The 25,451-nt window shown below is 45.6% G+C and carries 24 protein-coding genes; 12 read left to right on the plus strand and 12 right to left on the minus strand.

What is annotated here, in order from left to right:
* Positions 1–3 precede the first annotated feature (3 nt).
* Positions 4–1,137 carry a UDP-N-acetylglucosamine 2-epimerase (non-hydrolyzing) gene (locus tag CMM32_06850; protein ID MBT06617.1) on the plus strand — a complete coding sequence of 378 codons (1,134 nt, stop codon included), beginning with the start codon at positions 4–6 and terminating at the stop codon, positions 1,135–1,137.
* Here the strand turns inward: CMM32_06850 and CMM32_06855 are convergent.
* From CMM32_06855 to CMM32_06890, 8 genes are all read right to left on the minus strand, one after another.
* Positions 1,099–2,583, minus strand: a complete 1,485-nt coding sequence (locus CMM32_06855) for a hypothetical protein (GenBank protein ID MBT06618.1) — start codon at positions 2,581–2,583, stop codon at positions 1,099–1,101. The genes CMM32_06850 and CMM32_06855 overlap by 39 nt on opposite strands.
* Complete coding sequence (locus CMM32_06860) at positions 2,558–3,328, minus strand: hypothetical protein (GenBank protein ID MBT06619.1); 771 nt, start codon at positions 3,326–3,328, stop codon at positions 2,558–2,560. Before CMM32_06860 ends, CMM32_06855 begins: the two co-directional genes overlap by 26 nt.
* Positions 3,325–4,395: a hypothetical protein gene (locus CMM32_06865; protein ID MBT06620.1), complete on the minus strand. Its 1,071-nt coding sequence runs from the start codon at positions 4,393–4,395 to the stop codon at positions 3,325–3,327. The genes CMM32_06860 and CMM32_06865 overlap by 4 nt, the downstream gene beginning before the upstream one ends.
* Positions 4,388–5,746 (minus strand): hypothetical protein, encoded by a 1,359-nt coding sequence (locus CMM32_06870; GenBank protein ID MBT06621.1) that lies wholly within the window; start codon positions 5,744–5,746, stop codon positions 4,388–4,390. The genes CMM32_06865 and CMM32_06870 overlap by 8 nt, the downstream gene beginning before the upstream one ends.
* Before the next feature lie 7 nt (positions 5,747–5,753).
* A complete protein-coding gene (locus CMM32_06875) occupies positions 5,754–6,959 on the minus strand; it encodes a hypothetical protein (protein ID MBT06622.1) in 1,206 nt (401 codons plus the stop codon).
* 7 nt (positions 6,960–6,966) lie between these two features.
* Positions 6,967–7,854 carry a hypothetical protein gene (locus tag CMM32_06880; protein MBT06623.1) on the minus strand — a complete coding sequence of 296 codons (888 nt, stop codon included), beginning with the start codon at positions 7,852–7,854 and terminating at the stop codon, positions 6,967–6,969.
* Between the two features lie 99 nt (positions 7,855–7,953).
* Positions 7,954–9,354 (minus strand): hypothetical protein, encoded by a 1,401-nt coding sequence (locus CMM32_06885; protein ID MBT06624.1) that lies wholly within the window; start codon positions 9,352–9,354, stop codon positions 7,954–7,956.
* A gap of 85 nt (positions 9,355–9,439) precedes the next feature.
* Positions 9,440–10,513 carry a hypothetical protein gene (locus CMM32_06890; protein MBT06625.1) on the minus strand — a complete coding sequence of 358 codons (1,074 nt, stop codon included), beginning with the start codon at positions 10,511–10,513 and terminating at the stop codon, positions 9,440–9,442.
* Between the two features lie 157 nt (positions 10,514–10,670).
* Between CMM32_06890 and CMM32_06895 the strand changes: the two genes are divergently transcribed.
* Positions 10,671–11,450: a hypothetical protein gene (locus CMM32_06895; protein MBT06626.1), complete on the plus strand. Its 780-nt coding sequence runs from the start codon at positions 10,671–10,673 to the stop codon at positions 11,448–11,450.
* A 41-nt stretch (positions 11,451–11,491) separates the two neighbouring features.
* On the opposite strand, the gene CMM32_06900 is transcribed toward CMM32_06895, so the two are convergent.
* The 3 genes from CMM32_06900 to CMM32_06910 all read right to left on the minus strand — a co-directional run bounded on the left by CMM32_06900 (position 11,492) and on the right by CMM32_06910 (position 13,569).
* The gene (locus CMM32_06900; GenBank protein MBT06627.1) at positions 11,492–12,160 is read right to left on the minus strand and encodes a nitroreductase; all 669 of its coding nucleotides are present in this window, start codon (positions 12,158–12,160) and stop codon (positions 11,492–11,494) included.
* Between the two features lie 83 nt (positions 12,161–12,243).
* Positions 12,244–12,903: a carboxymethylenebutenolidase gene (locus tag CMM32_06905; GenBank protein ID MBT06628.1), complete on the minus strand. Its 660-nt coding sequence runs from the start codon at positions 12,901–12,903 to the stop codon at positions 12,244–12,246.
* Positions 12,904–13,017: 114 nt separating this feature from the next.
* Positions 13,018–13,569, minus strand: a complete 552-nt coding sequence (locus tag CMM32_06910; protein MBT06629.1) for a phosphohydrolase — start codon at positions 13,567–13,569, stop codon at positions 13,018–13,020.
* A gap of 376 nt (positions 13,570–13,945) precedes the next feature.
* On the opposite strand from CMM32_06910, the gene CMM32_06915 reads away from it, so the two are divergent.
* Genes CMM32_06915 through CMM32_06950 form a run of 8 tightly spaced genes read left to right on the plus strand, consistent with a single transcriptional unit; the run spans position 13,946 to position 22,260 of the window.
* Positions 13,946–14,539 carry a C4-dicarboxylate ABC transporter substrate-binding protein gene (locus CMM32_06915; GenBank protein MBT06630.1) on the plus strand — a complete coding sequence of 198 codons (594 nt, stop codon included), beginning with the start codon at positions 13,946–13,948 and terminating at the stop codon, positions 14,537–14,539.
* Between the two features lie 5 nt (positions 14,540–14,544).
* Positions 14,545–15,900, plus strand: coding sequence for a C4-dicarboxylate ABC transporter permease (locus tag CMM32_06920; protein ID MBT06631.1), 1,356 nt, complete (start codon positions 14,545–14,547; stop codon positions 15,898–15,900).
* A gap of 36 nt (positions 15,901–15,936) precedes the next feature.
* Complete coding sequence (locus CMM32_06925) at positions 15,937–17,205, plus strand: amidohydrolase/deacetylase family metallohydrolase (GenBank protein MBT06632.1); 1,269 nt, start codon at positions 15,937–15,939, stop codon at positions 17,203–17,205.
* Positions 17,202–19,562, plus strand: coding sequence for a carbon monoxide dehydrogenase (locus CMM32_06930; GenBank protein ID MBT06633.1), 2,361 nt, complete (start codon positions 17,202–17,204; stop codon positions 19,560–19,562). The genes CMM32_06925 and CMM32_06930 overlap by 4 nt, the downstream gene beginning before the upstream one ends.
* Complete coding sequence (locus tag CMM32_06935) at positions 19,559–20,350, plus strand: carbon monoxide dehydrogenase (GenBank protein MBT06634.1); 792 nt, start codon at positions 19,559–19,561, stop codon at positions 20,348–20,350. Before CMM32_06930 ends, CMM32_06935 begins: the two co-directional genes overlap by 4 nt.
* Positions 20,347–20,826, plus strand: a complete 480-nt coding sequence (locus CMM32_06940; GenBank protein MBT06635.1) for a (2Fe-2S)-binding protein — start codon at positions 20,347–20,349, stop codon at positions 20,824–20,826. Before CMM32_06935 ends, CMM32_06940 begins: the two co-directional genes overlap by 4 nt.
* The gene (locus CMM32_06945; protein MBT06636.1) at positions 20,823–21,398 is read left to right on the plus strand and encodes a hypothetical protein; all 576 of its coding nucleotides are present in this window, start codon (positions 20,823–20,825) and stop codon (positions 21,396–21,398) included. Before CMM32_06940 ends, CMM32_06945 begins: the two co-directional genes overlap by 4 nt.
* Positions 21,399–21,432: 34 nt before the next feature.
* Positions 21,433–22,260, plus strand: a complete 828-nt coding sequence (locus tag CMM32_06950; GenBank protein ID MBT06637.1) for an LLM class F420-dependent oxidoreductase — start codon at positions 21,433–21,435, stop codon at positions 22,258–22,260.
* 3 nt (positions 22,261–22,263) lie between these two features.
* Here CMM32_06950 and CMM32_06955 read toward each other — a convergent pair whose 3' ends face one another.
* Entirely contained in the window at positions 22,264–23,049 is a 786-nt protein-coding gene (locus CMM32_06955; protein ID MBT06638.1) for a class II aldolase, read from the minus strand.
* A 152-nt stretch (positions 23,050–23,201) separates the two neighbouring features.
* Here CMM32_06955 and CMM32_06960 point away from each other — a divergent pair, with 152 nt between their 5' ends.
* Together CMM32_06960 and CMM32_06965 are read left to right on the plus strand one after the other, a co-directional pair.
* On the plus strand, positions 23,202–24,350 hold the full coding sequence (locus CMM32_06960) for a hypothetical protein (protein MBT06639.1): 1,149 nt from the start codon (positions 23,202–23,204) through the stop codon (positions 24,348–24,350).
* Positions 24,351–24,377: 27 nt separating this feature from the next.
* A complete protein-coding gene (locus tag CMM32_06965; GenBank protein ID MBT06640.1) occupies positions 24,378–25,349 on the plus strand; it encodes an aldo/keto reductase in 972 nt (323 codons plus the stop codon).
* Positions 25,350–25,451: the final 102 nt, after the last annotated feature.

The following is a 25,451-nucleotide window of genomic DNA, read 5'->3' on the forward strand; positions in this document are numbered from 1 at the left end:
TAAATGAGCGGTTTAGTCATATTTGGTACACGACCGGAAGCTATAAAGCTAGCCCCAGTTGTCAATACTCTGCGAAGAAGGCTGGGACCCTGTCGACTTCAGGTGGTAACAAGTGGCCAACACTCAGAAATTCTTGAGCAAACTTTAGGCGCTCTGAATCTTTCTGTGGATCATAACTTGAACATAATGCAGCCAAATCAGAGCCCTTCACAAGTCTTGGAACGCGCGGTAGCGGGCCTCAATAAAACTTTTGAGCAAGCAAGTGTTGATTGGGTTATGGTGCAGGGGGATACGGCTACAGCATTTGCGGGTGCTCTGTTTGGTTATTTTCTGAAGGTTCCGGTAATACATCTTGAGGCAGGCTTACGTACCCACGATCTTCAGGAGCCTTGGCCCGAGGAAGGTCTTAGGCAGAACATAGCTCGATTAGCTACCCTCCACTTGGCTCCGTATCCGCGTGCTCTGCAAAACCTTTTAGATGAAGGGATTGACTCGGCTAATATTGAAGTCGTTGGCAACCCCGGGTTAGACGCTCAAGATGCGGCATTCCAGGCGGTTGCGGCTTCGAAGGAAACGGCTAGATTACTGGCAGAAAAGTTTTTTTTGGTGAGCCTTCACAGGCGAGAAAATTCTGGACCTAGGTTGAGGGAAACCTGCTACCGAATTCAAGAGTTAGCTAGGCTTCACCCTGATCATAAGGTTATTTGGCCGGTCCATCCAAGCCCCCGAATTCGGAGGACCGCTATAGAGATTTTTGGTGACCAAATTGGACAGGTTGAACTTTGTCTGCCATTTGATTATCCGGATTTTTTAAGTGCGCAGAAAGCGGCCGAACTGATTATTTCGGATTCTGGGGGAGTTCAGGAAGAGGCTCCTACCTATGGAACTGGCGTCGCGGTGGTCCGTGAAAAGACCGAGAGGACCGAGGTTGTTGAGTTTGGCCTTGCTAAGGTAGTTGGTGGGGATGCCCGCAACCTTATCGAGGTAGCAGATGAATTCTTGTCTCACCCTATCAGTCCAAATCAAGTTAGAGATTGGCGGAGGCTTCAGGGGAATGGCCATGCAGCGGAGGCGGCGAGTGAGGCAATCCTTGCCCATTTAGCCTCGCCCTATGCGTCCTCGGCTAGGTTGGCCTGATAATTTCTTAATCCCTATTACTGTCGCTGTGTAGCAAGCACTGAAGAGGAGTGCTGATACGATTGGGTGCAATGGTTCTTTGTTTAAAATTAAGATGGTGGCTAGGGATATAAGTACACCAATAAGTGCCCTTTTTAAGGTTTTGGTGGGCATCAACAGCAAACGGGAGCCAGCACTGGTGCCATATCCTAAAATGGTGCTAGCAAAGCCCAATCTCGACAGTGCGACTACACAGCAAGCACCCAATAGACCAAAGTCTGGGAGAAACATAAACATCCCCAGCACTGCGGCTAGGCCCCAAAAAAGTGTAGCCCACATGAGAATTATAGTTCTACCCTGAACATAAAGGGCATATTCCCATGGGGTCGAAATTTGATTGAAGGCTACCCCAAATAAAAGAATGATAAGTATTTTTGTGTTAACTAAATACTCTTGGCCTACCATGGTTACAGTTAGGAGAGGACCTAATATGATAATCATTGCCGCAACGAGTGTCCCCCACTCTATGAACCCTCCCAATAGTCGGTGCACTAAATTGATTATTGTAGTTGGCTGACTGGCGTCTAATGCTTTTGCTAGTCTGGGGTACAACAACCACCAATAAGGGGCGCCCCAGGAGGCCAAGATCCCTACTAAGGTTTGAGCGATTACATATTGACCTAACGCGTCTGCTCCTAATTCTCTACCTATTAGGAGTCTATCACTCAACCCCATTAGTACTTCCCCAAACCCTGCAAGCATGAGGGGGACTCCAACCCCAAGGGCAATTCTAACCTCAGAGAAGGGTAATATTTTGAGATTGGCTTTTGCAAGATTTTCGCTCTTGGTAAAACTCGAGACGCCAGCCAGAAAAATAAATAATTTCACTAATGTGAAACACAACACTAGGTTCAAGGGGGTAAGTTGGTCTGCGAGCGCAATTCCCAAAATTAGCGCCATAGATGAAAAAGATTCTGAAACTTGCAATTTCAGAGCAGCAGAGGTCCGTTGGCGGGCCCTGATTGCTTCTAATATTAGTGTTTGCCATGCTGTGCAGACGAGTAATAGAGAGGCGCCCTGAATGGCGGGTTCAGCAGCCAAGTCCATTGATAAATATTTGGAAATCTCGTCTGCGTTAAACCACAAGTATGCTGCTGGTAAGCTGACAGCGCTTGTGACCAAGAGAAAACAGGTTAAAACCGAAGAGGCAGTGTCATGAGTGGACTTGAGCGTTGAAATTTGTCGAATAATCGCAAAGTTCAAACCCATTAGTGTAAGAGGAACTAGTAGTACTATCCCAGCTTGAATTTGAGAAAGTTGTCCAAACTCTGTGATTCCTATCAGACGAGCAACTATGATAGTTGAGGCTAGTGTGGTTGATTTAGCCACGCCTTCAGCAAGAAAACGTTGTGCTAGTGCTGCGTCAAAGTCAGGGAACCGATTAAGGAGTATGTGCCACATTCGCATCTATGTTTCTAGGGAAACGAGCCACTATATACCAGCGCTCCGCTAAAAATGGAATGATTGAGGAGGCGGCGGCATCCCAACCTTTTTTCTTGCTGTTTCCTCTTAGCGCATGTCCTAAAATATGTGAGCGATCTAATCCGGGCAATAATAATAATTGGGTGAGTAGTCCATGTGACTCCATAAGTTCGATTTGTAATCCCAATTCCGAAAATATTCGGCATAGCTCCCGCTTTTTATAACCAAAAATTCCTGAGAAGCCCTTCTTTCTGTAATATTTATTCCAATAGTGTATTCCCAAAGACCATGAATTTGCGACGTCCACTATTAGGGTTCCTTCATTCTTAAGTAACTTTGCCATATTGACCAAAGATTCCCTCTGTTTTGCTTTGGGCAAAAGAAGTAACGTGGAAAAGCAGTAGATTGTATCAAATGCTCTCTGAGTAAACGGAAGGTGTGGGAGAGCTGCAGCACATGGAATCACAGATTCTCTTATCATTTGGCCTTGAGTTTTTTGCATTAGTTTTCTAGTCATTTCATAGCTTGGATCAATCGCTAGTACAGTGATTTGGTTGGAAGTTATTTTCAATGCATGCCGACCGCTGGCCGATCCCACGTCCATAACCAAACCTTTCTTTGGTAGATTTTCTTTTACAAGTTGCCATTTTCGTGCCTGAGTGTAGGTGCTCCCCACCTCAAGTGGGTAACTCTCAGCTTCTCCATCAAAATAGTTATGTCGGGTAGTCATCGTTTTACATGTTGGAGATTTTTTCGGAGTACACGCATGCAGTCGTAGGTGGCTGCTACGAAGGGTCGACACCTTAAGGTGCCTCTGTGGTATGGCACTAGTGCTCCTCCGAAACTTTTCTTGAAATCGCTAATTCTCCGAACTTTCCCATTCTGTTCATTTGGGAATGCTTCTCCGGATTCGTACCAACATAACCCATTGTCGGCGAGGTCACAAATAGCCGACCACTGTAGAAGATTATTTGCTCCAACTGAAAGAGCGTAATGATCGCTAGCAACCACCCAATATATGGCGCCACCTTTGTAAACACCAAAGATATGTATTGAGTGGATATTATTAGTATCGGTATATGCGCAATATCCCTTTGCTAAACCGGCTGGGAGAAAGTTTCTAAAAATTTGTTCATAATATGTAGCGGGTTTAGCGGAGATGCCCGTTCTTTTAGTGTTCTCAGTGAGAAGTCGCAAAAAAATTTTCTCATCTTGCAATTGGATTGGCCTGGTTGAAACTCCTGCGCGTAGCGCTTTGTTTACTGATTTGCGAGACCTATATTCCATTCCTTTCCACAATTCCTCTTTGGTTTTCCCATGTAGTTGTAGGAGCCAGCTTTGTGTCGAAACGTCGGAAAACCCAAGTCCTCGGAAAGAGGTGGAGTAATTTTGATTGCTAGATAGATTGGATGGGCTAAGAGGTGGTGAAGAGAGGTCTACACGGTAGGCCCCTTGATTAGCTGCCAACTTTTGGATCTTTCTAGCAATGTGCGCTTCTACTCTTTTGCGTTGATCAACACCCAAAGTCTTTACAAAGGCGGGGCCCCCAGTTCCTTCTATTCGCACTTGTGGATAGGGTATTTTCGAGCCTCGAGTATGCCTAATTAATGGGACTAGAGCGGCTACCCGACCAGATGTTTTCTCCAAGACGGCAAAGCTTATATCCTTTGAGTGAGCCCATGATGCATAAGCATCAATAGATTCCCACCTATGCCACAGCCAAGCATCAGGTGAATTATCTGCTTCTTTATTCCACATACTTGTAGTCAGGTCGGAGCGCTTGGCTATTTCATACACTAGTGATTTGCTCCTTGATTTTTATTTGAGAAGTGACTGTTTTCTCTATACTAAGAGCTATCCCTATGAGAGCTGCAAAAACAAAATTTAACCAATGATAGCGCATAATAGAACTATCAAATAATTGATGTACAAATAATGCGATTAGCAGAGAAGCAATTCCCACTGTTGTTGAATTGATGTCACGGGAATGACCTAGGATTTTCAACACCGGCCGAAGCCAAGTTATAATAAATAAGATTAAGCCTATTATTCCTGTTTCGAGGAGGAGGGTAAGGGGAAGAGAGTGCGCAGCCGAACTATACCCCGGTCTGCTCAACAGTTTTTCTTCGATAAGGCCGAACCCCATTCCGGTCTTCCAGGATTCTTCGACCCCCTGAAGCGACCTGGCCCATATTGAGCTCCTTTCTCCCAAGGAGATGAAATCGCCCCCAAAAGTGCTATAGGTTCCATGTGAAAGGATACTAGTTCCATATAAATATACTGGTGATAAAAGAACCAAACATAATATTCCTGAGCTAAGCCTGAGCCAATTATAACGCAGGAGCAAGACCATTATGACTCCAACCATGGTCATCAGATATGCCGCTCTCGAACCACTTAAAATAAGACTAAAAAGGACCAATAGAAACATTATTGAAGGGCCCAGATTCTTTAATCTCCAGCCAACTTCACTTTTCGCAACTAAACCAATCAAGGCCAGAGAGGCAATCAGGCCAACGCTATTGGGGTTGGAGGTTATGCCCGAATAGCGGGGCAAATAGAGATCCAAAGCGGTAAAATACCTACCCCCTTGAAGTAGGCTAAGTTCAAAGTTACCTATGGCCAAAGAATGGAAAACACCTGGTCCTGGGTGACATCCGTTTATACCATCCAGGCCACATCCCAACAGTAGTACGGGTATCATTTCTCCAAATGTGACGATAAGCAGGTTGTAAATAAGCGAAGCTATAGCGATGCCGGAGAACAGGTAAACAAGGAAAATAAATTTTTGGCCTGGTTTCTGATCAGTACCTAGAGCATACAGCATTAAGATCCCTGGTGCGAAAACTATCGACCACCTCTTAAACGACATTAAAAATTGGTCGGCCCATAGCACACTCAAACCTGACCATAAGGCGAGACATAGGAATGGCATTAAACCCCATATATGGGTCTTTAGGTATTTTCGAGAAAGGGTTGCTGCTGCTATTAGGGCTATGAGCTGAGTAGCAAATACTATGATTGGTGGAGTGGTTATGAACTCGCGGTGACTATAAAACCCTAAAAATCCAATTATGCTTATCGATATAGATACGTATACAAAACCCGAGGCTAGAAAACCTATTTGAGGGCGCGCTTGGAATACCAAGATCGCCCTATTTGCTCACAAGAGATTCAAGAATTTGACTAAAACGGGCCCCGATTTCCCTGCTAGAGTAGTGGCTAATTATCTCTTCATTCGCCTTGAAATTTCCTCTTTTCACTTTTTTTAGAGATTCCGAGAATCTTAAAGCCACTTCGGCTGGATTTTCTGGGTTGGCAGTCCATCCGCCAATCTCGCGAACCAAATCAGAGCTGGCCCCTTCCGGAGTGATCGCAAAAATAGGTCGTTTAGCGCCTAGGTAGTCAATTAACTTGGATGGCAAATAAATAGAGGGTGGTGCCATAGGTGCATCGAAGAGCAGCAACATATCCAAGGTCTCCATTTTTGCTAAAGCCGTTGAATATTGAAGTTCGCCAGCATGCACAACATGCCTTTTAACTGCTGGAAAATCTTCTAGTGCATCATTCAATATGCTTCTTCCTTTGCCAAATACTTTTACCACAAAATGTGGCATCTCAAATTTACTTAGAGCTAAATTTATGGCCTCTAATAACAAAATTGGTGAGCGCGGGCCATAAAAAGACCCAAATATACCAACATCAAGCACGTCTGAAGGTTTACGGGGAGACGCGTTTTTGTATAGGATTGGATCAAAGCAATGTGGAAGCACATGGCTCTTTTCGGCTAAATACATAGTGGGGTGTTGGCGACCGACAAACTTGGCCATTTCCCTTGTGGGGAATACTAGGGCATTTGCGGAAGAGAACACTTGTTTTTCCAGTCGATGGCTCCATGAGGATGCTAGTGGAATGGAGCGTTCGTATATGTCTCCGGACCATGGGTCTGAAAAACTAGCAACCCAAGGGATATCCGGATAGCGTTTCTTTAATGAATGTCCTACTCCGTGCACGGAATGGTATTGAGAGCGAGTAACGATGACATCAAAGGTTGTGGGTCTGAGGGTCTCAGCCTGGTTTCTTACAATGCGATTTAATAGCAGGTAACGATCAGGACGAAATGGAAGGCGCGGAATTTTTCCAAGATAGGAGGACCAACTCCCACCCACATACAAAATTTCGTGGAATCGTTCTTTTATATATCCTTCTAGGCTGTGATCTGGCCGGCCTGGATGTGCCTGAGGGGCTAAAGTAAGAACTGTTATGTCAGCCTTTGGAATGGCACCCATTATTTTAGCACTTACGTAGGCTTCTGGAATGGCGGCGGGTGAAAAGCAATAGCAGATGCAGAGAATTCTCATTTTAGTTTCACCTGCCGCGGTTGTGGTGAGTTATTTCAGAGAAATTCCTTACAGAAAAGGGGGCAAAGCTTTCCAACATTTTGAGAATTTCTGCTTTATCCACAATATCGCCCGGGTCCATATAAATATTGAGCAGTAGAGGGTGATTGCTTCGCATCAGAGACAAGTAATTTTGAAGTTCTGTTAATAAGCGGCCTTGGCCACTTGGCGTGTGGTTAAGGAGCCCCCAGCTATCCAAGATCTGTTCTGGTTGAGATAGACATCCACTTAGTGGGAATTCCATGATCCCGGCTCTCTTAAAAACCGGGCCATACCTTAGGCCAAATAACGGGCGTGTAGAGCTAGAAAACCTATAATTATTTTTTGCGAGGAACTCCCAGAGAGTCCGCAGATTGCCTGGACTATCAAAGCTGCCAAAGTGTGGCGTACGAAAGGAAGTTGGGGGTTCACCGATTATATCGGCAATGGCTTCATGACCGAGCTTTATATCTTTCTGCCATTCTGCTGGTAAGAGCTCATCATAAAAATAACTGCCAATTCTTGAGGGAGATTCTGCGTTCGGCGAGGCGTGGCGCTTAAAGCCATGGTTAATGAAAGTTGCGCCCTCGCGGGCAAGGTCCTGATATACTGATGCTGAGCTAATCAATATTTCTCCAGGAACTGCATAGAGGGGGCATATACCCTTCGAAGCAAATTGTGCATGGAGCTCAGTTACGACCGCGCTGTCGGAATCCAAGTCACAGTCAAAAGAAAGCAAAAAACATGGCTTTCTTATTCCTGCTGTTTTGCAATTGTTGATTAGTTTGTTTTTGCATAGAGAAGAGGCAAATTTAGCCATAAGCCAGGTCTGAAAAAGCCCAGGATCTTTGATAGCCTTTGCAATCTGTTTTAGCACTGTACATCTTCCAATTTTAGGTGGAGCGTAGGCAAGATCGGGCCATGGCTGCAACGTATAATTGTGTGCACGTTATAGATCTTGTTGGTGACTATTTTTCTATAGGCCATCGTTTGGACCCTTATAAGGTTCTCCAGGATCGATAAGGCTTTGGGCTAAAATAACAGTTGTGCATAGGGCTCCCATGAGCCAGCCCTGCCAAATTCCGAAACTCAGTTGGGTTAGAGTGAAAGCTATAACAAACGTAGCCATAATAGCTGCGGCGGCCATTACATTGGGGATTTTAGAAATTCCCGAAATCATAATATAGAGTACTCCTATCGTCAGAATAACCCCCAGGCTGCCCAACTCTAACCAGATTTGAAGGAAGGCACTGTGGGGGTGGAGTGGCATAAACGGGGCGCTTATTATTGTGTTAGTTGACTCGTTATACCAAGTTGTTTGTGAGTTAGCTCCAGGAAAAATCCGTGAGGTGTTGAGTCCATATCCGCGAAAGGGTTGCTCAGCAATTCTTTCTGAGGTGAATTTCCAGATGGACAATCTATGGAGCGCATGATCTGGAAGGCTTAATCCACCAATAAATGCTCTTGTTAACCAATCTTCAATATTATGCAGAAAAATAATAAATATCAGATAGGCAGACACACTGAGTTTGACGAGAAGGGTGGCGTAGTAGAGGGAATGTTGGCAAACTACAAAAACAATTGCTCCTGCGAGGAACGCCAAAATAGTAGCCAGAGGTCCCAGAAAAACTAGGAGTAGTGATATGGGCACAATATAAATTATAGAGCTACGCCTACCATAAGTCTCTGTAATGCAGGAGATGGTTGGAAAACAAAGCAGTGTCATAATAACAGTTGTTTCATTAAGGCCAGTGACTAAGGCAGAGTTTTGAAACAAATAGTTGAGTGAGCTGTAGTCATGGTGTGTTAGAGATGCTGCATCCTGCAAGGTAAGCAGTATTGAAACTGTACCTTTAGCCAAGGCTAAATAAGTGCCAATCAGGAAACCCCTAACTAGCCATAGTCTCACGATTTCACGGCTTTGTTTAGTAAGGTTTTGCGCTACTTGTAATAAGATGACCAAAAACAGAAAGATTGTTCCAAGGCGGGCAGTAGCAAAGAGTGAGGTGTAAACGTCTAGTGACCATAGGCTAGCTATGAACGACCAGATGATTATCAGGCCAAAAATATAAGTAACAATCCGTGGAGACGGAATGAGAGACATTAAATTTTTTCGACGTAGATAAAGGAGTGCTACGACTGATAAAATTGGCGGCATCCAAGCCTGTAGGGGGGCGACTGCCCCTATCGGAAAGGCTGTAAAAGCAAGCCCGGATAGCACCAAAACATCCGGGTCTTTAGATATTTTCTTCTGGGATCGAAGTGCGTTCACTTTTAGTTGCTGCAGGTGAGTACCTAAAGATTGTTCTAAAAAGCCTATCGTCTGAACCTCAAGTTTTGGGTCTTGAAGATTAAGCAGCTCGCCATAGGGAGCCATTGTGAGGCCAGATTTTCACTAAATCGCTCACTTTTTTTATAAGGTGCTGGACGCGTTAGCTGCCGCTTCATTATATAAAAGGGTGTCAACTGGAAATTCTTTCACTAGGTCCAGCCCTTGGGAGCGGAATGTTGTTGTTTGAAGTGTCATCCAGATCGACCAAAAGTGACTTGGCTTTTTTTATCTTTTCCGGATCTTTGTCCCGCTGGACAATACGCAGTAAAGTATCTCTGCACTCGATCTCCCCATTTTCTGCCATCTTGAATGCCATTTGATCTCGGGCTTCATAAACAGAGCGATCCAAAGGAACTGTCTTAAGGTCGAATTTCTTCCAGTAGTATTGCTGATGTTCAGAATCCCAACTCCCGTAAACTTCGTCCCAGGAGCCACACCCCGGGTAGGGCTCTAGTTGATTCTCACATATGGTGTGACTAGCGGGTTGATATCGGGCATCAAAAGACTGCCTAATTTCTGATGTGCGGTTTGGCATGGCTTGATGAACAGCTTCGTCACAAAATATTAAAGCATCTCCTGTAAGGAACGAACCTGTCACCCATGCTCCTGGGATTGGAACAGCTATCTCCATACCGCCAGCGCCTGAACTGACTTTAATGTCCAGTGCCCCAAATTTATGAGATCCGGCTGCAATTGCCAAAGCCCCTTTGTTGACCGGACAATCTCCTAGCGGAGCCCAGAGAGCGTAGTTAGTATCTCCACCTATGTTTGGCTTGTCTTGATGGGGCCGGGTGGTGAAATCAAAATCAGGGCCTTGAGGGAAGATGTTTCGCTGTACAAAAGAGGGATGCGCTAAGGTTGGTTCACCAAAGATAGAGTCAAAAAACTCTAATACTTGTGGATGTGTCCTTAGTCTATGTAATTCTTCATCACTCCAGATACCTGGAAATACCTGCATATAGGTTTCTTCAGGGTCTTTGCATGCAGCTTGTCGGTTGGCAATGCCAGCTTCAATAGGGGTCTTTGGATCAAGCCAACCCCCTTTTGATGCCTTTTCTAGAAGACGGCGACGTACGCGCAAAACATCGTTTTTTGGCAGGAGTTCCCTTATAAAAAGGTATCCATCGCGGTCCAGCCGTTCCTTTAGCGCGGTGCTATCTCCCTGAAGATCGGTGGAGTCGAGAAATGGTGCCATTTCTTCCATTTAGTTTCCCTTGGCAATGGTCCGTCACTGGCCAGCTTCTTAGTAAATTGCCTAAAGGTCAAGGAGCTAAATCTAATTTAGAAATTTTGTTTGAATGCAGCTTCACAGGAGCTAATGTGAGCCAAAACATTTCACATATAGATGGATATTACTAGTTATGGAACTTGGATTAAGAGGAAAAAAGGCTATTGTTTGCGCGTCCAGCAGAGGCCTTGGTCGGGGTTGTGCGGAGGCATTAGCGGAAGAGGGTGTTTCCCTGGTTATAAACGGAATTAATAAGGAGACGGTGACCAGGACAGCCGAAGAAATTGCCAAGTCCTTCAATGTTAATGTGCAGGCTGTAGTGGCAAACTTGGATTTACCCGAAGGCCGGGCTGCGTTGCTGGAAGCTTGTCCAGACCCGGACATCCTAGTTAATAACAACGGGGGGCCACCGCCCGGAAATTTCAGGGATTGGGGAAGAAACGAATGGGATGCGGGTTTAACTGCGAACTTGATTGCTCCCGTTGAATTGATCAAAGAAACAGTCGATGGAATGGTTGAGCGCGGTTTTGGACGTATTGTGAACATTACTTCAATAGCGGTTAAAATGCCCTTTCCGGGTTTAGCGATGTCCAGTGCTGCGCGTTCTGGTCTTACCGCTTTTGTGGCTTCTGTCTGTAGGGAAGTGGCATCCAATAATGTTACGATCAATAATTTACAGCCAGGGATTTTTGATACGGATCGGGCCCAGACCGGATTCAAAGGTGCAGCAAAGGCCACAGGGCGTACTGTTGACGAGGCTCGTGCCAGTCTAATAGGAAATATCCCCGTTGGGCGTCTGGGTACCACTGGGGAGTTTGGTCACGCTTGCGCGTTTTTGTGCAGTGTGCACAGTGGCTTTATCACTGGACAGTCACTTCTCTTGGATGGTGGTCATTTTTCTGCAAACTTCTAGCAGAACTGACTGGGAGCAAAGCATAGTTTGGATTGTTGAAACTAAGGTTTTGAGAACTTTGGGCCTTGGAAGGTATCGTACGTTGTGATTTCTTCAACAGGTCGACGTTTTAGCTTTGTTAGTTGCTTCACTGGTTTTCCCAGTGGAATTATTGCAGCAATTGCAACGTAATTGGGAAGCTCAAGAAGCATTTGGACCGTAGGCTCTTCGGCGGCGGCCAATGTAGTAATCGTCCCTCCGAAACCTGCTTGGCGGGCGGCCATGAGGATATTCCATACGAATGGATAAATGGATGCTCCACTTATTATTCCAACGCGATCCAGGTATTGGTCCATTGAAGCAACCACTCTGAGGTCGAGAGCTATCGCTAGGAGACAAGACGCCTTTTTATATGGCTCCATAAGTCTAGTTGGTGGAGGTGTTCGAGCAATTTCAGCAGCACTTACATTTGTTTGCGATACACTGTTCCAGGGATTCTCGCCCGCTTTCACTTGGGCGTGATACTTCTTCGCTGGAGGCTCCAGAATTTCTACTAATTTTTCTCGTGTTTCCTGGTCGCGTATGATTATAACGTGGTTCCCTTGGCGGTTTCCCCCGCTAGGTGCGAAACGGGCATTATCCAATATTTCATAAAGTACTTCTTCGGGTATACCTTCGCCCGTATATTCGCGAGCGGCGAAGGTAGTACGCATTACATCATATAATTCCATTGTTCCCTCAGGCTCCCCTCCATTCCTTAGAAAAATCCATGGTAGTTTTAGCAGCTCTTATAATGATTCGGCAGAGCCAGAGTTTAGAGAGTTTCTTCTAGGAAATTAGTTGCTCGGGCCCAAGAATCGCGTTGTGCTGCCACATTATAGGCATCACTTTGTTCATTAAAAAAGGCGTGCGCTGCATCGTACCGAAAAATGCTATGCCCTACTTTGGCCTGCTGGAGTGTATTTTCTAATTCATCAACAGCGGCAGGAGTGCACCAATCATCTTGGTTGGCAAAATGACCTTGAAACGGGACCCTAATATCTTTCGGAGAAGCAAATTCATCGGGGGGAATGCCATAAAAACAAATTCCTGCAGAACATTCCGGTACATGGACAGCGCTGGCGAGCGTCAGGGCTCCTCCCATGCAAAACCCCATAACGGCTACCTTCGAGCTGGTGTCCAAAAGGTGTCGGGCAGCCCCGCGAATGTCCTGGTGGGTTGCTCCTGGGAAGTCAAGCCCGTTCATCATGTGGCCGGCTTCATCGGGGTCCTGTGTTACCCGACCTTTATATAAATCTGGGGCTAGAGCGTTGTAACCTGCTCTAGCAAAACGGTCGGCTACCCCGCAAATTTGGTCGTTGAGGCCCCACCATTCCTGAATGATAACAACACCACCTTTGTTGCCTGTTGAAGTGGACAAATAACCATTCGTTTGGCCTCCATCCGGTCGATTAAACTTAGTCATATTGCCCATTACGCGTAATCCTCATAGAGCTCGGTATTCTTTTTCAGTGTGTAAAATACTATCCGATAACGGGAGTATAGCTAACCTCGTTTTTTTGTCGAAAAAAAATGAAACGAATTCCCCTTAAACTGAGTTTCGCGCCTTCTCAACTGCGGTGTCAAAGTGACCCTTCAACTCTCTTGGGACATCGCCAAGGCCAGCAACAACTCGCATTGCCCAATCAATATATTCGGCCTTCCGCAACGAGTCCCAATTTTTTGGAGGGCTTTTAGTTATGGAACGCAAATTAGATGTTTTGTCGGCTACTTTAAGGATTTTTGCACGCTGAGTTTTCTTGGAAGCATTGGTGATCTGTAACTTCTTTCTCTCTTCTTTGCGAAGGGTTTTGTCATCAGTGACTTCGTTTACCAGGTTTGCTATATCGTCATTAAAGCAGATAGCTAATTCTTCACATGTGGTGTCTGTATCTTCTATCGTATCGTGGAGTAGGGCTGCGGCAACCAAATTAGGGTCTTTGCCTTTTGTTGCCTCTGTCACCAGCAGGGCTACTTCAGCTAAGTGGTTAATGTAGGGTTCTTGGGCCTCACCTTTTCTTCTCTGTTTGGAGTGCCGTTGAGAAGCAAAATTGAAAGCGCGGGCGACTACAAGTAGGTCATTCAACGAATTTCTCCATATTTTGTTGCCACGAGTTAGTCTACCAAAATGGGTCAATACCTGCCAATTGTCAGAGTATTATCTGGGCATTATCCGCAAACTTTTCAATCAAAAACACTCTGTTCTTTTGAAGAGCTAGATTCATCTCTCCCAATTGTGCAAAACAACTTATTTTTGCAGATCTTGAATACTGGGTTGCACCCAAGTAGTTTGTACATATGGCTGTTCCAGTTGAACACTTTGCAGGGGATCTTCATTGGATTTTTTTGGGAACTTTTTTTCGTTTATTGGACGCGTTTCCATATATTTCGTGGAGACCTATCTATATTCCACTGCCGAAATTTTTTCGAGGGCAGGGGAGGGGCCAGTTGCAGGATTCTTTGAGTTCCTAATCTCCATGTTTCTCTTCAGTTGCGGATTGGTTTTACTAATTGGAACCCTGCAGTCGTTAAGAAAATGGAGTGTTAACCCACTTATCACGATAGTAGAAAATTATAATAGGATTTTCGCCCTCGTAGGTGCATGGGCAATTAGTCTGTTGATAGCTGCTATGGTCATAGAGGTAGTATCACGGTATTTTCTGGGCTCTCCTACTCAATGGGCCTACGAAATGTCCTACATGCTAATGGGAACATCCTTTATGTTGGGCATAGCCTATTGCATGCAAATGAGGCGACATGTCAGGGTAGATTTTTTTTACGATAGGGCATCACCGAAAAAGAAAGCAGTTATTGATATTGCTGGGTACTGCGTATTTATCCCAATGGTTTTGTGGCTTTCCGCTGGGCTCTGGGACTATTTTTATCAAGCCTATCGGGTTAATGAATTGTCTGGGGAATCGGCCTGGAATCCTATTATTTGGCCCTTCAAATTCACTTTTGTGGTGGGTTTTTTGCTGCTCTTACTGCAAACAACAGTTGAAATACTTAAGTGCCTTTTGGTTCTCACACAGGCGAGTAGTCCTGAGCCCAAATCTATGGACGCGAGGTAGTTGTTATGGGTGTCAGTCTAGCGTTATGGATGTTTCCTGCTCTGATGGTCATGATTTTTTTTGGCTTTCCTGTAGCGTTCTCTCTGTTTTCAGTGGCATTCGTTTTTGGTGCAATAGCCTTTAATTTTTCCCTCCCGGCCGTCAATCTTTTCACTCAAGTCATCGATTCGGTGGCCTCGAACTCTATTCTTGCCGCGGTTCCACTTTTTATATTGATGGGGTCATTATTTGAACGCTCAGGCATTGCAGAGCGTTTGTTTGAGGCAATCCACCTTTGGACCCGGAGACTTCCCGGTGGCTTAGCGGTTGGGACTGTCATTTTGTGTGTGATCTTTGCTGCTTCCAGCGGTGTCGTAGGTGCTACCGAGTCAGTTGTAGGCTTGTTAGCTATCCCGGTAATGCTCCGATATGCCTATGATAAGGGTTTGATAGCAGGAACAATTTGTGCGGGTGGTTCTCTTGGAACAATCATTCCTCCTTCGGTTGTGGTGATAGTTCTTGGTCCTGTCGCAGACGTTGATGTGGGCGGTCTATTTATGGGAATGCTATTTCCTGGCCTAATTTTGGCGGCCCTGTACATTATTTACATACTAGTTCGGTGTAGTATTTGTCCTGAAGACGGGCGCAGACTTCCGCCTGATGAGAACGAACCTCCTTTGGGCCGTAAATTGTGGATAACCGCTGAGGCATTATTGCCCCCGTTAACCCTAATCTTTGCAGTTTTAGGTACAATTATATTGGGGTGGGCAACCCCCACTGAAGCAGCGGCTATGGGTGCTTTTGGAACAATTGTCTTAACACTAGTGTATGGGCGCTTTAGTTTCTCAGTATTCAAAGAAGCCTTAGTTCGCACGCTTTTGGTTACTGCAATGATTCTAACTATCCTTGTTGCAGGAAATATGTTTGCCAATGTGTTCACGATTTCTGGCGGCTTGATTGGCACTCAACATCTAGTAGAGGCAGCGGAGCTCTCCGGTTGGACCACTTTGTTTATACTGTTATTATTGGCATTCATAGCTGGTTTTGTTTTGGACCTAATTTCAATAATTTTAATTATTATACCGATTGCCATTCCGCTTATAGAAAAAATTGAATTTTATGGGATGGATCCCTCGCAGGTCAAAAGTTGGTTTTGTGTATTGTTTCTTATAGTAATACAGACTAGTTATCTGACGCCTCCGATGGCACCTGCTATCTTTTATTTGAGAGGGATAAGTCCGCCTGAAATTAAGCTGTCACATATGTACAAAGGTGTCATGCCATTTATCGCCCTAGAAGTTATCGCGTTGGCTTTAGTCATTCTTTTTCCGGGATTGGCGTTATGGTTACCTGAGCAGATGTGGGCGCTCTCACGACATTAGCTATTGCTTTAAGATTAGTACTGGGAGGTCCTAATCATGACAATCACAGACGACCGTAGTCCAAAGTATGACGTGGTCCTAACAGGCGGGAGGGTTATAGATCCCAGCAACCGGTTGGATGAAATCGCTGACATAGCAGTGAGGGATGGGAAAATTGCGGCACTGGGTCAGTCGATTGCTGTGCGAACTGATCAACATACTGTAGACGTGAATGGCCATTTAGTCCTGCCCGGCTTGATTGACACGCACGCTCATATATTTAGGCACGTCACCGGTGGTTTTGGGCTTCCTGCAGATTTAGTCGGGGTGAATTCGGGTGTGACAACCTTGGTCGATCAAGGGGGCCCGAGCTGCATCACTCTGCCTGCATTTCGAGAGTACATAGATAAGCCTTCAGAAACACAAATTTTGGCCTTTCTTTCATGTTATGTAATTGGAGGTTTAGAAGGCCATTACTATAGCGATCTTTACGGACCCCAGTGCGTTGATGTTGACGCAACGGTGAAGGCAATTCAAAAGAACAGGGATATTATTCGGGGAGTCAAAGCTCATGCGGAGATTGGGGGCTATTCGCGGTGGGGAGATAAGGTTGTCAGGTTGGCGAAAGAAATTGCGAGCCAGGCTTCGGTGCCACTATACATCCACTTAGGGCAGTTATGGCCGCTAGTGGAAAAAGACAGTCCGACAGGCGGCGATCATATTTTACCATATCTGGCGGATCTTGCTGAACCAGGAGATGTTTTGGCGCATCCATTCACTCGCCATCCCGGAGGATTTGTTGCCGATGATGGGAAAGTCCACCCTATTGTTGAAGATATGATTGCAAAAGGTGTCAAAGTAGATATTGGGCATGGCTCACATTTTAGTTTTGACGTAGCGAGGCGTGTATTGGATGCGGGAATAATGCCGGACACGTTAGGCGCAGACATGCACGGTTATAACACTAAGATTAAAAATAGTTCGCCTGACGATGAAGGGCACCTGTTTGGCGGTAATATACCATTTGGTTTGTGTTCTGCGATGACTGAACTCCTGGCATTGGGTCTAACACTCGAGGAAATCGTGCCTATGGTAACCTCTGCTCCAGCCCAGATGTTGGGTATAGAGGCGCCAAGAGTTGGTTTGGGAGTAGGGTCTAGTGCAGATATTTCTGTGTTGAAAGATTCTCGGGGACGATGGCGGCTGAGTGATAATGATGGAGTGAAAATGGTTAGTGACCGCCTTTTAGAGCCAAAATTTTGTTTTCTAAGCGGTAAAAAGTTTGAGGCTAATGCTTCAATTATCCCGGTGCCGGAAGAAATATGACAGTGAAGAATAGAGGGACAGGTGTAGGCGGATCGGTTCCTAGAAAAGAAGACAGGAGATTCCTAAACGGAAGTGGGAGGTTCGTAGGTGATATAGCACTATCACGTATGGAAGAGGTTGCTTTTATTCGTAGTCCATTTGCGCACGGGCTTATAAATAACATTGAAATTCCGGATAGCCTTCGCCATTCAGTATACTGTGCGAAGGATCTTGTCGGCACCAAACCTATTCGAGCTGTTTCTAACCTGAAGGGTTTTAAGCCTTCCGACCAACCTTTGTTGGCCTTGGAAAAGGTGTGCTACGTGGGTGAATTAATCGCTGCGTGTCTTGGAGCTACACGGGCTGAAGCGGAGGATAAGGTGGATGAGATCTATGCCGATATAGAGCCGTTACCGGTCATCGTGGATATGTTGGATGCTCGTAAGCCGGATGCGCCTTTAATACATGAAGATTGGGGAGATAATGTTTTCTTGGAGACCCAGATATCGGTGGGGCAGCCAGAACCCCTCTTATCAGCTCCAATTAAAGTGAATCGAAAATTGAGAATGTCGCGCCAGTGCATGGCTCCGTTAGAAGGGCGAGGCGTGGTAGCACAGTGGGATAGTCGACTAGAGCAACTCACTGTGCACACATCAACTCAGATGCCGCACATAGTTCGTTCGGGTTTGTCTGAGTGCCTGGGTCTAGATGAATCATCAATTCGGGTGATCTCTCCAGACGTTGGTGGGGGATTTGGATACAAGGGTTTGTTGTTGCCTGAAGAGGTGATCGTTTGTTGGTTGGCATTAAAGCGTGGAAACCCGGTTCGTTGGTTGGAAGACCGTCGTGAGGCCCTGACAGCCGCTGCAAATGCCAGGGAACATTATTATGACATAACCTTATGCGCAAATCAGGAGGGGGAAGTGCTCTCGTTGGATGCTCAGGTACATGTAGATGCTGGCGCCTATTCTGCGTATCCGTTTACAGCTTGTCTCGAGGCAGCGCAGGTCGCTAGCATTTTGCCAGGCCCATATAATATTCCTAATTACAATTGTAAGACTTGGTCTGTGGCAACCAATAAATGCGGTATTTTGCCATATCGGGGAGTGGCTCGGACGGGAGTGTGTTATGCGTTAGAATCTATGCTTGATTTGGTTGCGCGCTCAGTGGGAAAGGAGCCGTTCGAAATACGACTCCTGAACCTGGTGAAACCAGATCAAATGCCTTTTAACAATATTACCAATAAACATTTCGATAGTGGAGACTATCCTGCCTGTCTTCGAAAGGCGGTAGAGGCAATTGATCTTGGTTCCGTTCGGAGGCAACAGAGAGGTGCCGGCGCAACAGGACCTATGATAGGAGCCGGTCTCAGTATCTATAATGAGCAGGCGGCTCACGGAACGGCAGTTTACTCGGGTTGGGGTATTCCTATGATCCCAGGTTATGAACAGGCGTTTGCCCGATTTAGCCCCGATGGGGAGTTGGAGGTTCGGGTTGGAATTCAGTGTCATGGTCAAGGAACAGAAACTAGTCTTGCACAAATTGCTCACGAGATATTGGGTCTGGATATTGCATCTATTAGGATCGTGCATGGAGACACGGCTTTGTCCCCATATTCAACTGGCACTTGGGGGTCCAGAGTTATAGTCATGGCTGGGGGCGCGGTAGCACGTGCCTGCGAAGAATTGTCTGCGCGACTTTGTAAAATTGGGGCCCATTTGATGCAAAGCAAGGTCTCGGATACGTATATAGAAAATGGCATGGTGAAGACCCCAACTCGTCAAATATCCATACAAGAGGTTTGTCAAACTTGGTATCGTCGGCCACAAGATTTGCCGAACGATGTGGACCCTGGTGGCCTTGAGGTTACTGCAGGGTATAAGATGGAGAGGGATGATGGAACCTTCTCTTACGCGGCCCACGCGGTAGTAGTGTCCATAGATCCTGAACTGGGAAGCGTGGATTTACTAAAATATGTTATTGTTGAGGATGGTGGAAAGTTAATCAACCCTATGATTGTCGATGGACAAGTCTACGGGGGTGCGGCACAAGGAATAGGAACAGCACTTTATGAGGAGATGCCGTTTGATGAAAACGGCCAGCCCATGGCATCGACACTTGCGGAATATATATTGCCTGGTGCTACGGAAGTCCCGGATATTGAAGTGCAACATATGGAAACACGATCACCATACTCAAAGTTTGGTCAAAAAGGCATAGGGGAAGGGGGTGCTATTGGATCTGTGGCCGCTATTTCCAGCGCTGTAAATGATGCTCTGAATCCCCTAGGTGTTGAAATAACTGAGACCCCTATTACCCCAAGAAGGATCTTAGAGGCGATCGCTATGGCTAAACAAGATGGGACACCGGACTCTTGAAAGCTACAGCATTTGAGTATCATCGTATGAGCACTGTTGAGGAGGCGTTAGCGGTACTTGCAGAAAGGGATGGCTACGGAAAAGTGCTGGCAGGTGGGCAGTCACTTGGCCCAATGATGAATTTACGCTTGGTTAGGCCAGACTTTTTAGTTGATATAGGTGGAGTTAGATCTTTAACGGAAGTTACTTCAGATAGTGGAATCATTCGGATTGGGGCACGTGTTACTCACTCAGCGATTGAAGATGGGATTATTCCGGGACCCACTGGAGTATTTTTATCTGAAGTTGCTCATGGAATTGCCTACCGCGCTATCCGAAATCGTGGAACTTTGGGAGGTAGCCTGGTACATGCAGACCCAGCTGCCGATTGGCTCTCGGTACTGATTGTTCTAGATGCAAGTGTTGTGGTGGTAGATCAAGGCGGAGAGACTTCCATTAAAGTTAAGGATTTTATTGTAGGTCCATTTACGACTGGATTAGGGGATAAATCGTTAGTAAGTCGTATTGAGTTCAAAGAACTAACAGGAAAGGCTAAATGGAGTTATTTAAAGTCATCTAGAAAACCGGGTGAATTTGCTGATGCCATATCTATTTGTTTGAGAGATGAAAGCGAAGGAATTTTTCGAATTACGGCTGGCGCTATGGACGTAACTCCTAAAATGGTTGACTGTAACCTTTCGGAGTCAAATGAGGAGAAGATTGAGTCATTAATTTCTCATCGAAAGGGGTATCAGAAAGGCCTGCATTACACCCTATTGCAACGGTCAATCCATGAGGCGGGAAATTGAGCAATCACAATATTAGTCTCCATGTAAACGGGTGTAAGGTTGAGGCCAGTGTAGAGGCACGCCAGAGCCTTGCTGACTTCTTGCGGGAAAATTTGGCGCTTACGGGAACGCACCTCGGATGCGAGCACGGTATTTGTGGTGCCTGTACAGTGTTTATTAATGGTGTTCCAGCGCGCTCGTGTATTGCGCGAGCTGTTTCCTGTGAGGGAGACGAGATAAAGACAATTGAGGGCTTTGTGGATGATCCATGGATGGAAGCAATCAGGGAAAAATTTTCATCCGAACACGCCTTGCAATGCGGTTTCTGTACTCCGGGAATGTTAGTAACTGCATACGATATTACGAAGCGAATTCCTGATGCAGATGAAGCGCGAATAAGACTGGAGCTTTCGGGGAACCTTTGCCGGTGTACTGGATATAAAGGGATAGTGAATGCAATAAAGGGTGTCTTGAAGGATCAGAAGGATGTTTTATGAAAATTCTTCAAGAGTTTGATGTAAACCATTCCAGGGAAAGGGTATGGGAAATCTTTGATGACCTAAGTCGCGTTGCTTCGTGTTTTCCTGGTGCGCAAATTACACGGCCGCTGCAGAATGGTTCGTTTTCTGGTCAGGTTGCAATGAGGCTGGGGCCTATGCGGTTGCAGTTTAAGGGTGATGGAACTCTGTCGAGAGATAAAAATAATTGGCGGGGGATGATACAAGGAGACGGGGCGGACACGGTTACGAAATCAAAGGCTTCAGCCATTCTAGCGTATTCCTTATCAAATAGTTCAGAGAGTGGTACCATTGTACAGGTAGAATTGGAGTATAAATTGTTTGGTGCATTAGCTCAGGTGGGAAGGCCGGCTCTTGTGCAAGAAGTAGCGAACCATCTTACTGGTGAGTTCAAGAAAAATCTCAACGAACAAATAGTTGGGAAAATTTCCCTTGAGAGGCAAGAAAGGCAATCTAATTCTTCACTGAATGTGATAGGCTTATTCATGCGTATGCTAGCTGTTCGTTTATCCTTTTTCAGGAGTTTGTTCAGTAGAGAAAAAAACAGGTAGCTTGGGAAACCGGCATCAGCAGGAGGCAAGAATTATGGATATCGGGGTATATTTCTTTTCAACGGCTTACTCTATTGGAATAGAGGAGTTAGCAGTAGAGCTGGAAGAGCGTGGCTTCGAATCTATGCTGATCCCTGAGCATACTCATATCCCGGCGAGTCGCAGGACACCTTGGCCGGGAGGGGGTGACTTGCCTAAGGAGTATTACAATACCTATGACCCATTTGTTGCGCTTTCCTTTGCCGCGGCGGCTACAAAAAGGCTAAAAATTGGAACAGGAATATGTCTGCTTCCCCAGAGAGATCCGATAGTCACAGCTAAATCTGTAGCAAGTCTGGATGAACTTTCCGGCGGTCGAGTAATTTTTGGTATCGGTGGTGGCTGGAATGTAGATGAGATGGAGAACCATGGTGCCAAATATTCCAGCCGATTTAAGCTGTTGCGTGAGAATGTCTTGGCGATGAAGCAATTATGGACAGAGGAACAGGCCGAGTTCCATGGGGAATTCGTTGACTTTGATCCTGCATTTTGTTGGCCAAAGCCGCTACAGACACCGCATCCACCGATAATTTTGGGGGGAGAAACAGATTACACCTTGAAACGGGTTGTCGAATTTTGTGATGGGTGGCTTCCTCGTCCGCGTGCCGATATAAAAGATGGAATGAAACGTTTGCGCCGTATTGCTGATGAGGGAGAGAGAGATTTAGAAACTATCTCTGTGACAGTATTTGGGGCGCCCCCGAAACTGGAGAAGTTGGAGCAATATAGGGAAATGGGAGTGAACCGGGCCTTGCTGCAAATCCCGACGCAAGACAGAGAGTCGTGTCTAAGAGTATTAGATAGTTATATGCCTTTATTGTAGGGTCTAGTTCTTGTAACTGGGGTCTATCCTATCCAATTTGCGCCTCAGGGCGGCAAATTCTATCGTGCCCATGCCATCTTCTGTTTCAAGCTCTGAGAATTGATCCATTTCCCGGCCGGATTTGTCTGCTATTTGGCCGGGTAAAATATTTAGGGTGCCAGCTGCGGAGGCATCAAGTTGGATTTGGCATGCTCTTTCGAGGCGGTAGAGGCGAATAAACGTCTCGGCAACGCTTCCTCCAACAACGAGTAGCCCATGGTTTCGTAGAATCATTGCTTTGTTTTCTCCGAGGTTTTCAAGAAGTCGNGCTCGTTCGTCCTCGTACAGACTTATGCCTTCGTAGTCGTGATAAGAGATCCGATTGTGAAATCCTGTGGATACCATGGAAATAGATTGGAGGCCCTCCTCAATTGCTGCTACCGCCATCCCCGCTCTGGTATGGGTGTGCATGACGCATTTATTTTCCGTCGAATGGGCCATATGGACGGCAGAATGGATAACAAACCCAGCTTTATTGATCGGATATTCTGATTCTCCAATAATATTTCCATCAATATCAATTTTGACCAAGTTCGAAGCTTTTACTTCGTCGTAGGATAGCCCGTACGGGTTTATCAGGAAGTGAGGCTCTCGCCCTGGAACCCTAGCTGTCAAATGGCCAAAAATTAGCTCGGTCCAGCCAAAGTAATCTACAAGTCGGTAAGCAGCTGCCAATTGTACTCGCAACTCCCATTCCGCGTCTTCTCTTGGAAAATTCTCTACGCTATTTTTGTTTACAACAGAAGCCATTACCTTCGCCTAACGTTTTGTTATTGCAGTCTTGTTGAAACCNACCAAATTACTATTATTCAATTAATTCCCGTTGGGACGAATCCAATTGAGGGCGATCTTTAACGGTACATTCTGCGAGTTCAACATGCTGAATACAAGGAATTTATTGGATGTATAACCCCAAAACCATAGTAAGCATTAGAGGGGATGATTGGTGTATCAACGGGGAGCCAACTTATAAAGGAAGATTTTTTAGAGAGTCGAGGGTTGAAGGATTGTTGCTGAACTCTCGTATGGCCAACGGGATTTTCGATGANCTGAACTGCCTAACCCAGGATTTATGGTCCTATATAGACACCGGTATGTGGGACGCGGAACGAAATACAAAAGAGTTGACGGAAATGTTCCCAGTTTATTGGCGATATGGTCTTCGGGCAATTAGCGTTAACATGCAGGGTGGCTCCCCACTAGGCTACTACAGGGGGGAAGAGGCCTGGNTCAGCGAACTTGCNCGGCGGGTTAAAANTTNCCATCCCAGGGCAACTAATGCGGATATATGGGAAGGCCTGNAGAGCCTTGAGCATCAACCTTGGAATTCAAGTGGCTTTACGTCGTCAGGTGAGATTTTGCCTGGAGCACTTGGACGGTTGCAAAAGGTTATTGAGAGGGCAGATAAAGCGGGTTTAGTGATTTGTCTAGGATTGTTCTATTTTGGTCAAGACAACAGAATAAAAGGGGAAGAAGAAATACGTTCGGCTGTCAAAACGNTTTGTCAGTGGATCTTAGATAGTGGGTATAGAAATGTAATAATAGAGATAAATAACGAAGCAGATATTCCTAGGTATAGTCACGAGATACTNGGGGCAAAAAGGGTGCATGAGCTTATTTATGATTCACTTAGTATTTCNGACGGAGATCATAGATTGTTGGTTGGAACCAGNTTCACGAGGAGAGAGTGCCCCTCTTCGGAGGTTTTGGAGGCTTCAGATTTTATTTTGNTACACGGTAATGGCGTTGATGAACCAGGTGGTATAGCTCNTATGGTGGAAAGAGTGCGCCTCTCGGATGCTTATCGGGGGCAACCAATCGTTTTTAATGAAGATGACCATTTTGAGTTTGATTCTCCCCGTAACAACTTTTTGGAGGCTCTTGAGAGTAGGGCAAGTTGGGGGTATTTCGATCCAGCAGCGGCTGCAAATGGTGGTTTTGCTTTTGGTAATTATACAAATGGATTTCAAAATCCACCCATAAATTGGACTATCAATACACGCCGCAAGAAAGAATTTTTTAACTTGCTGAAACAAGTTGTGGGTAACTGAAAAAGCTGAGGGGGCATTGCTGGTAGTATGGACTACGTAAAACTTGGCGCTACTGAAATTATGGCCAGCGTCGCGGGCCTTGGGTGCGGTGGTAGTAGTCGATTGGGAAAAAGCACGGGCAGAAGTCAGAGTCAGTCTATAGATCTTGTAAAACAATCGGTGGATTTAGGTGTGAACTTCTTTGATACAGCAAGGGTGTATGGAACAGAGGAAATAGTTGGGTTGGCTTTAAAGGGAGAGCCAAGAGATTCGGTAATTGTATCGACCAAAAGTTTGGTCAACAGAGATGGTCAGGTTGTGTCTGGGCATGAAATCATATCAAATCTAGAGGAATCCCTGAAATCATTGAGAATGGATTATGTTGATATTTTTCACTTGCATGCAGTGTTGGCAGAGGATTATGCCCGTGTAAAGGAAGAGCTTGTCCCTTTTTTGTTGCGTGCCCGGGAAGACGGGAAGATCCGGCACTTGGGAATAACGGAAAGTCCTCCTTTTGACGCCAAACACACTATGCTTGTTGAGGCGTTTGAGAATGATTTCCCGTTTGAGGTAATTATGGTCGGCTTTCATTTAATGCATCAAAATGCTCGGTCATCAGTGTTTCCAGTCACTCTTAGAGAGCGAATTGGGACACTAATTATGTTCGCCGTTCGCAGCATCTTTAGCAATATGGAGTACTTAAATTCGACGTTGCAGGACCTTTTTCAGGATGGATTGCTTTCCTCGAATTATAGTGATGTGACGGCCTTGGAACAATTACTCGTAGAAACAGGTGGAGCGGAAACGATTATTGATGCAGCCTATAGATTTGCGCGGCATGAGTCTGGTGCTGATGTTGTGCTCCTTGGGACAGGTAGTCGTGAACATATGGAAGCTAACATAAATTCCATCCTAAGAGGTCCGTTAGATCCTGAGGTATTGTCTGTGCTTTGCAGAGATTTGGCCCACTTAGAGGGCATTGGATTGGATCTTCCCCAAAAAAACCAAACTAAGAAATAAAATGGGGCAAGTGGCGACATGGAGGTTAACAGGAGTTAAGTCAGTATTTGCAGCAGATCGGGACAGTGCTTCCATGGGTCAAAAGTTTTATTAATTCGGCCA

The sequence above is a fragment of the Rhodospirillaceae bacterium genome (assembly GCA_002728255.1).
Taxonomy (GTDB): domain Bacteria; phylum Pseudomonadota; class Alphaproteobacteria; order UBA7887; family UBA7887.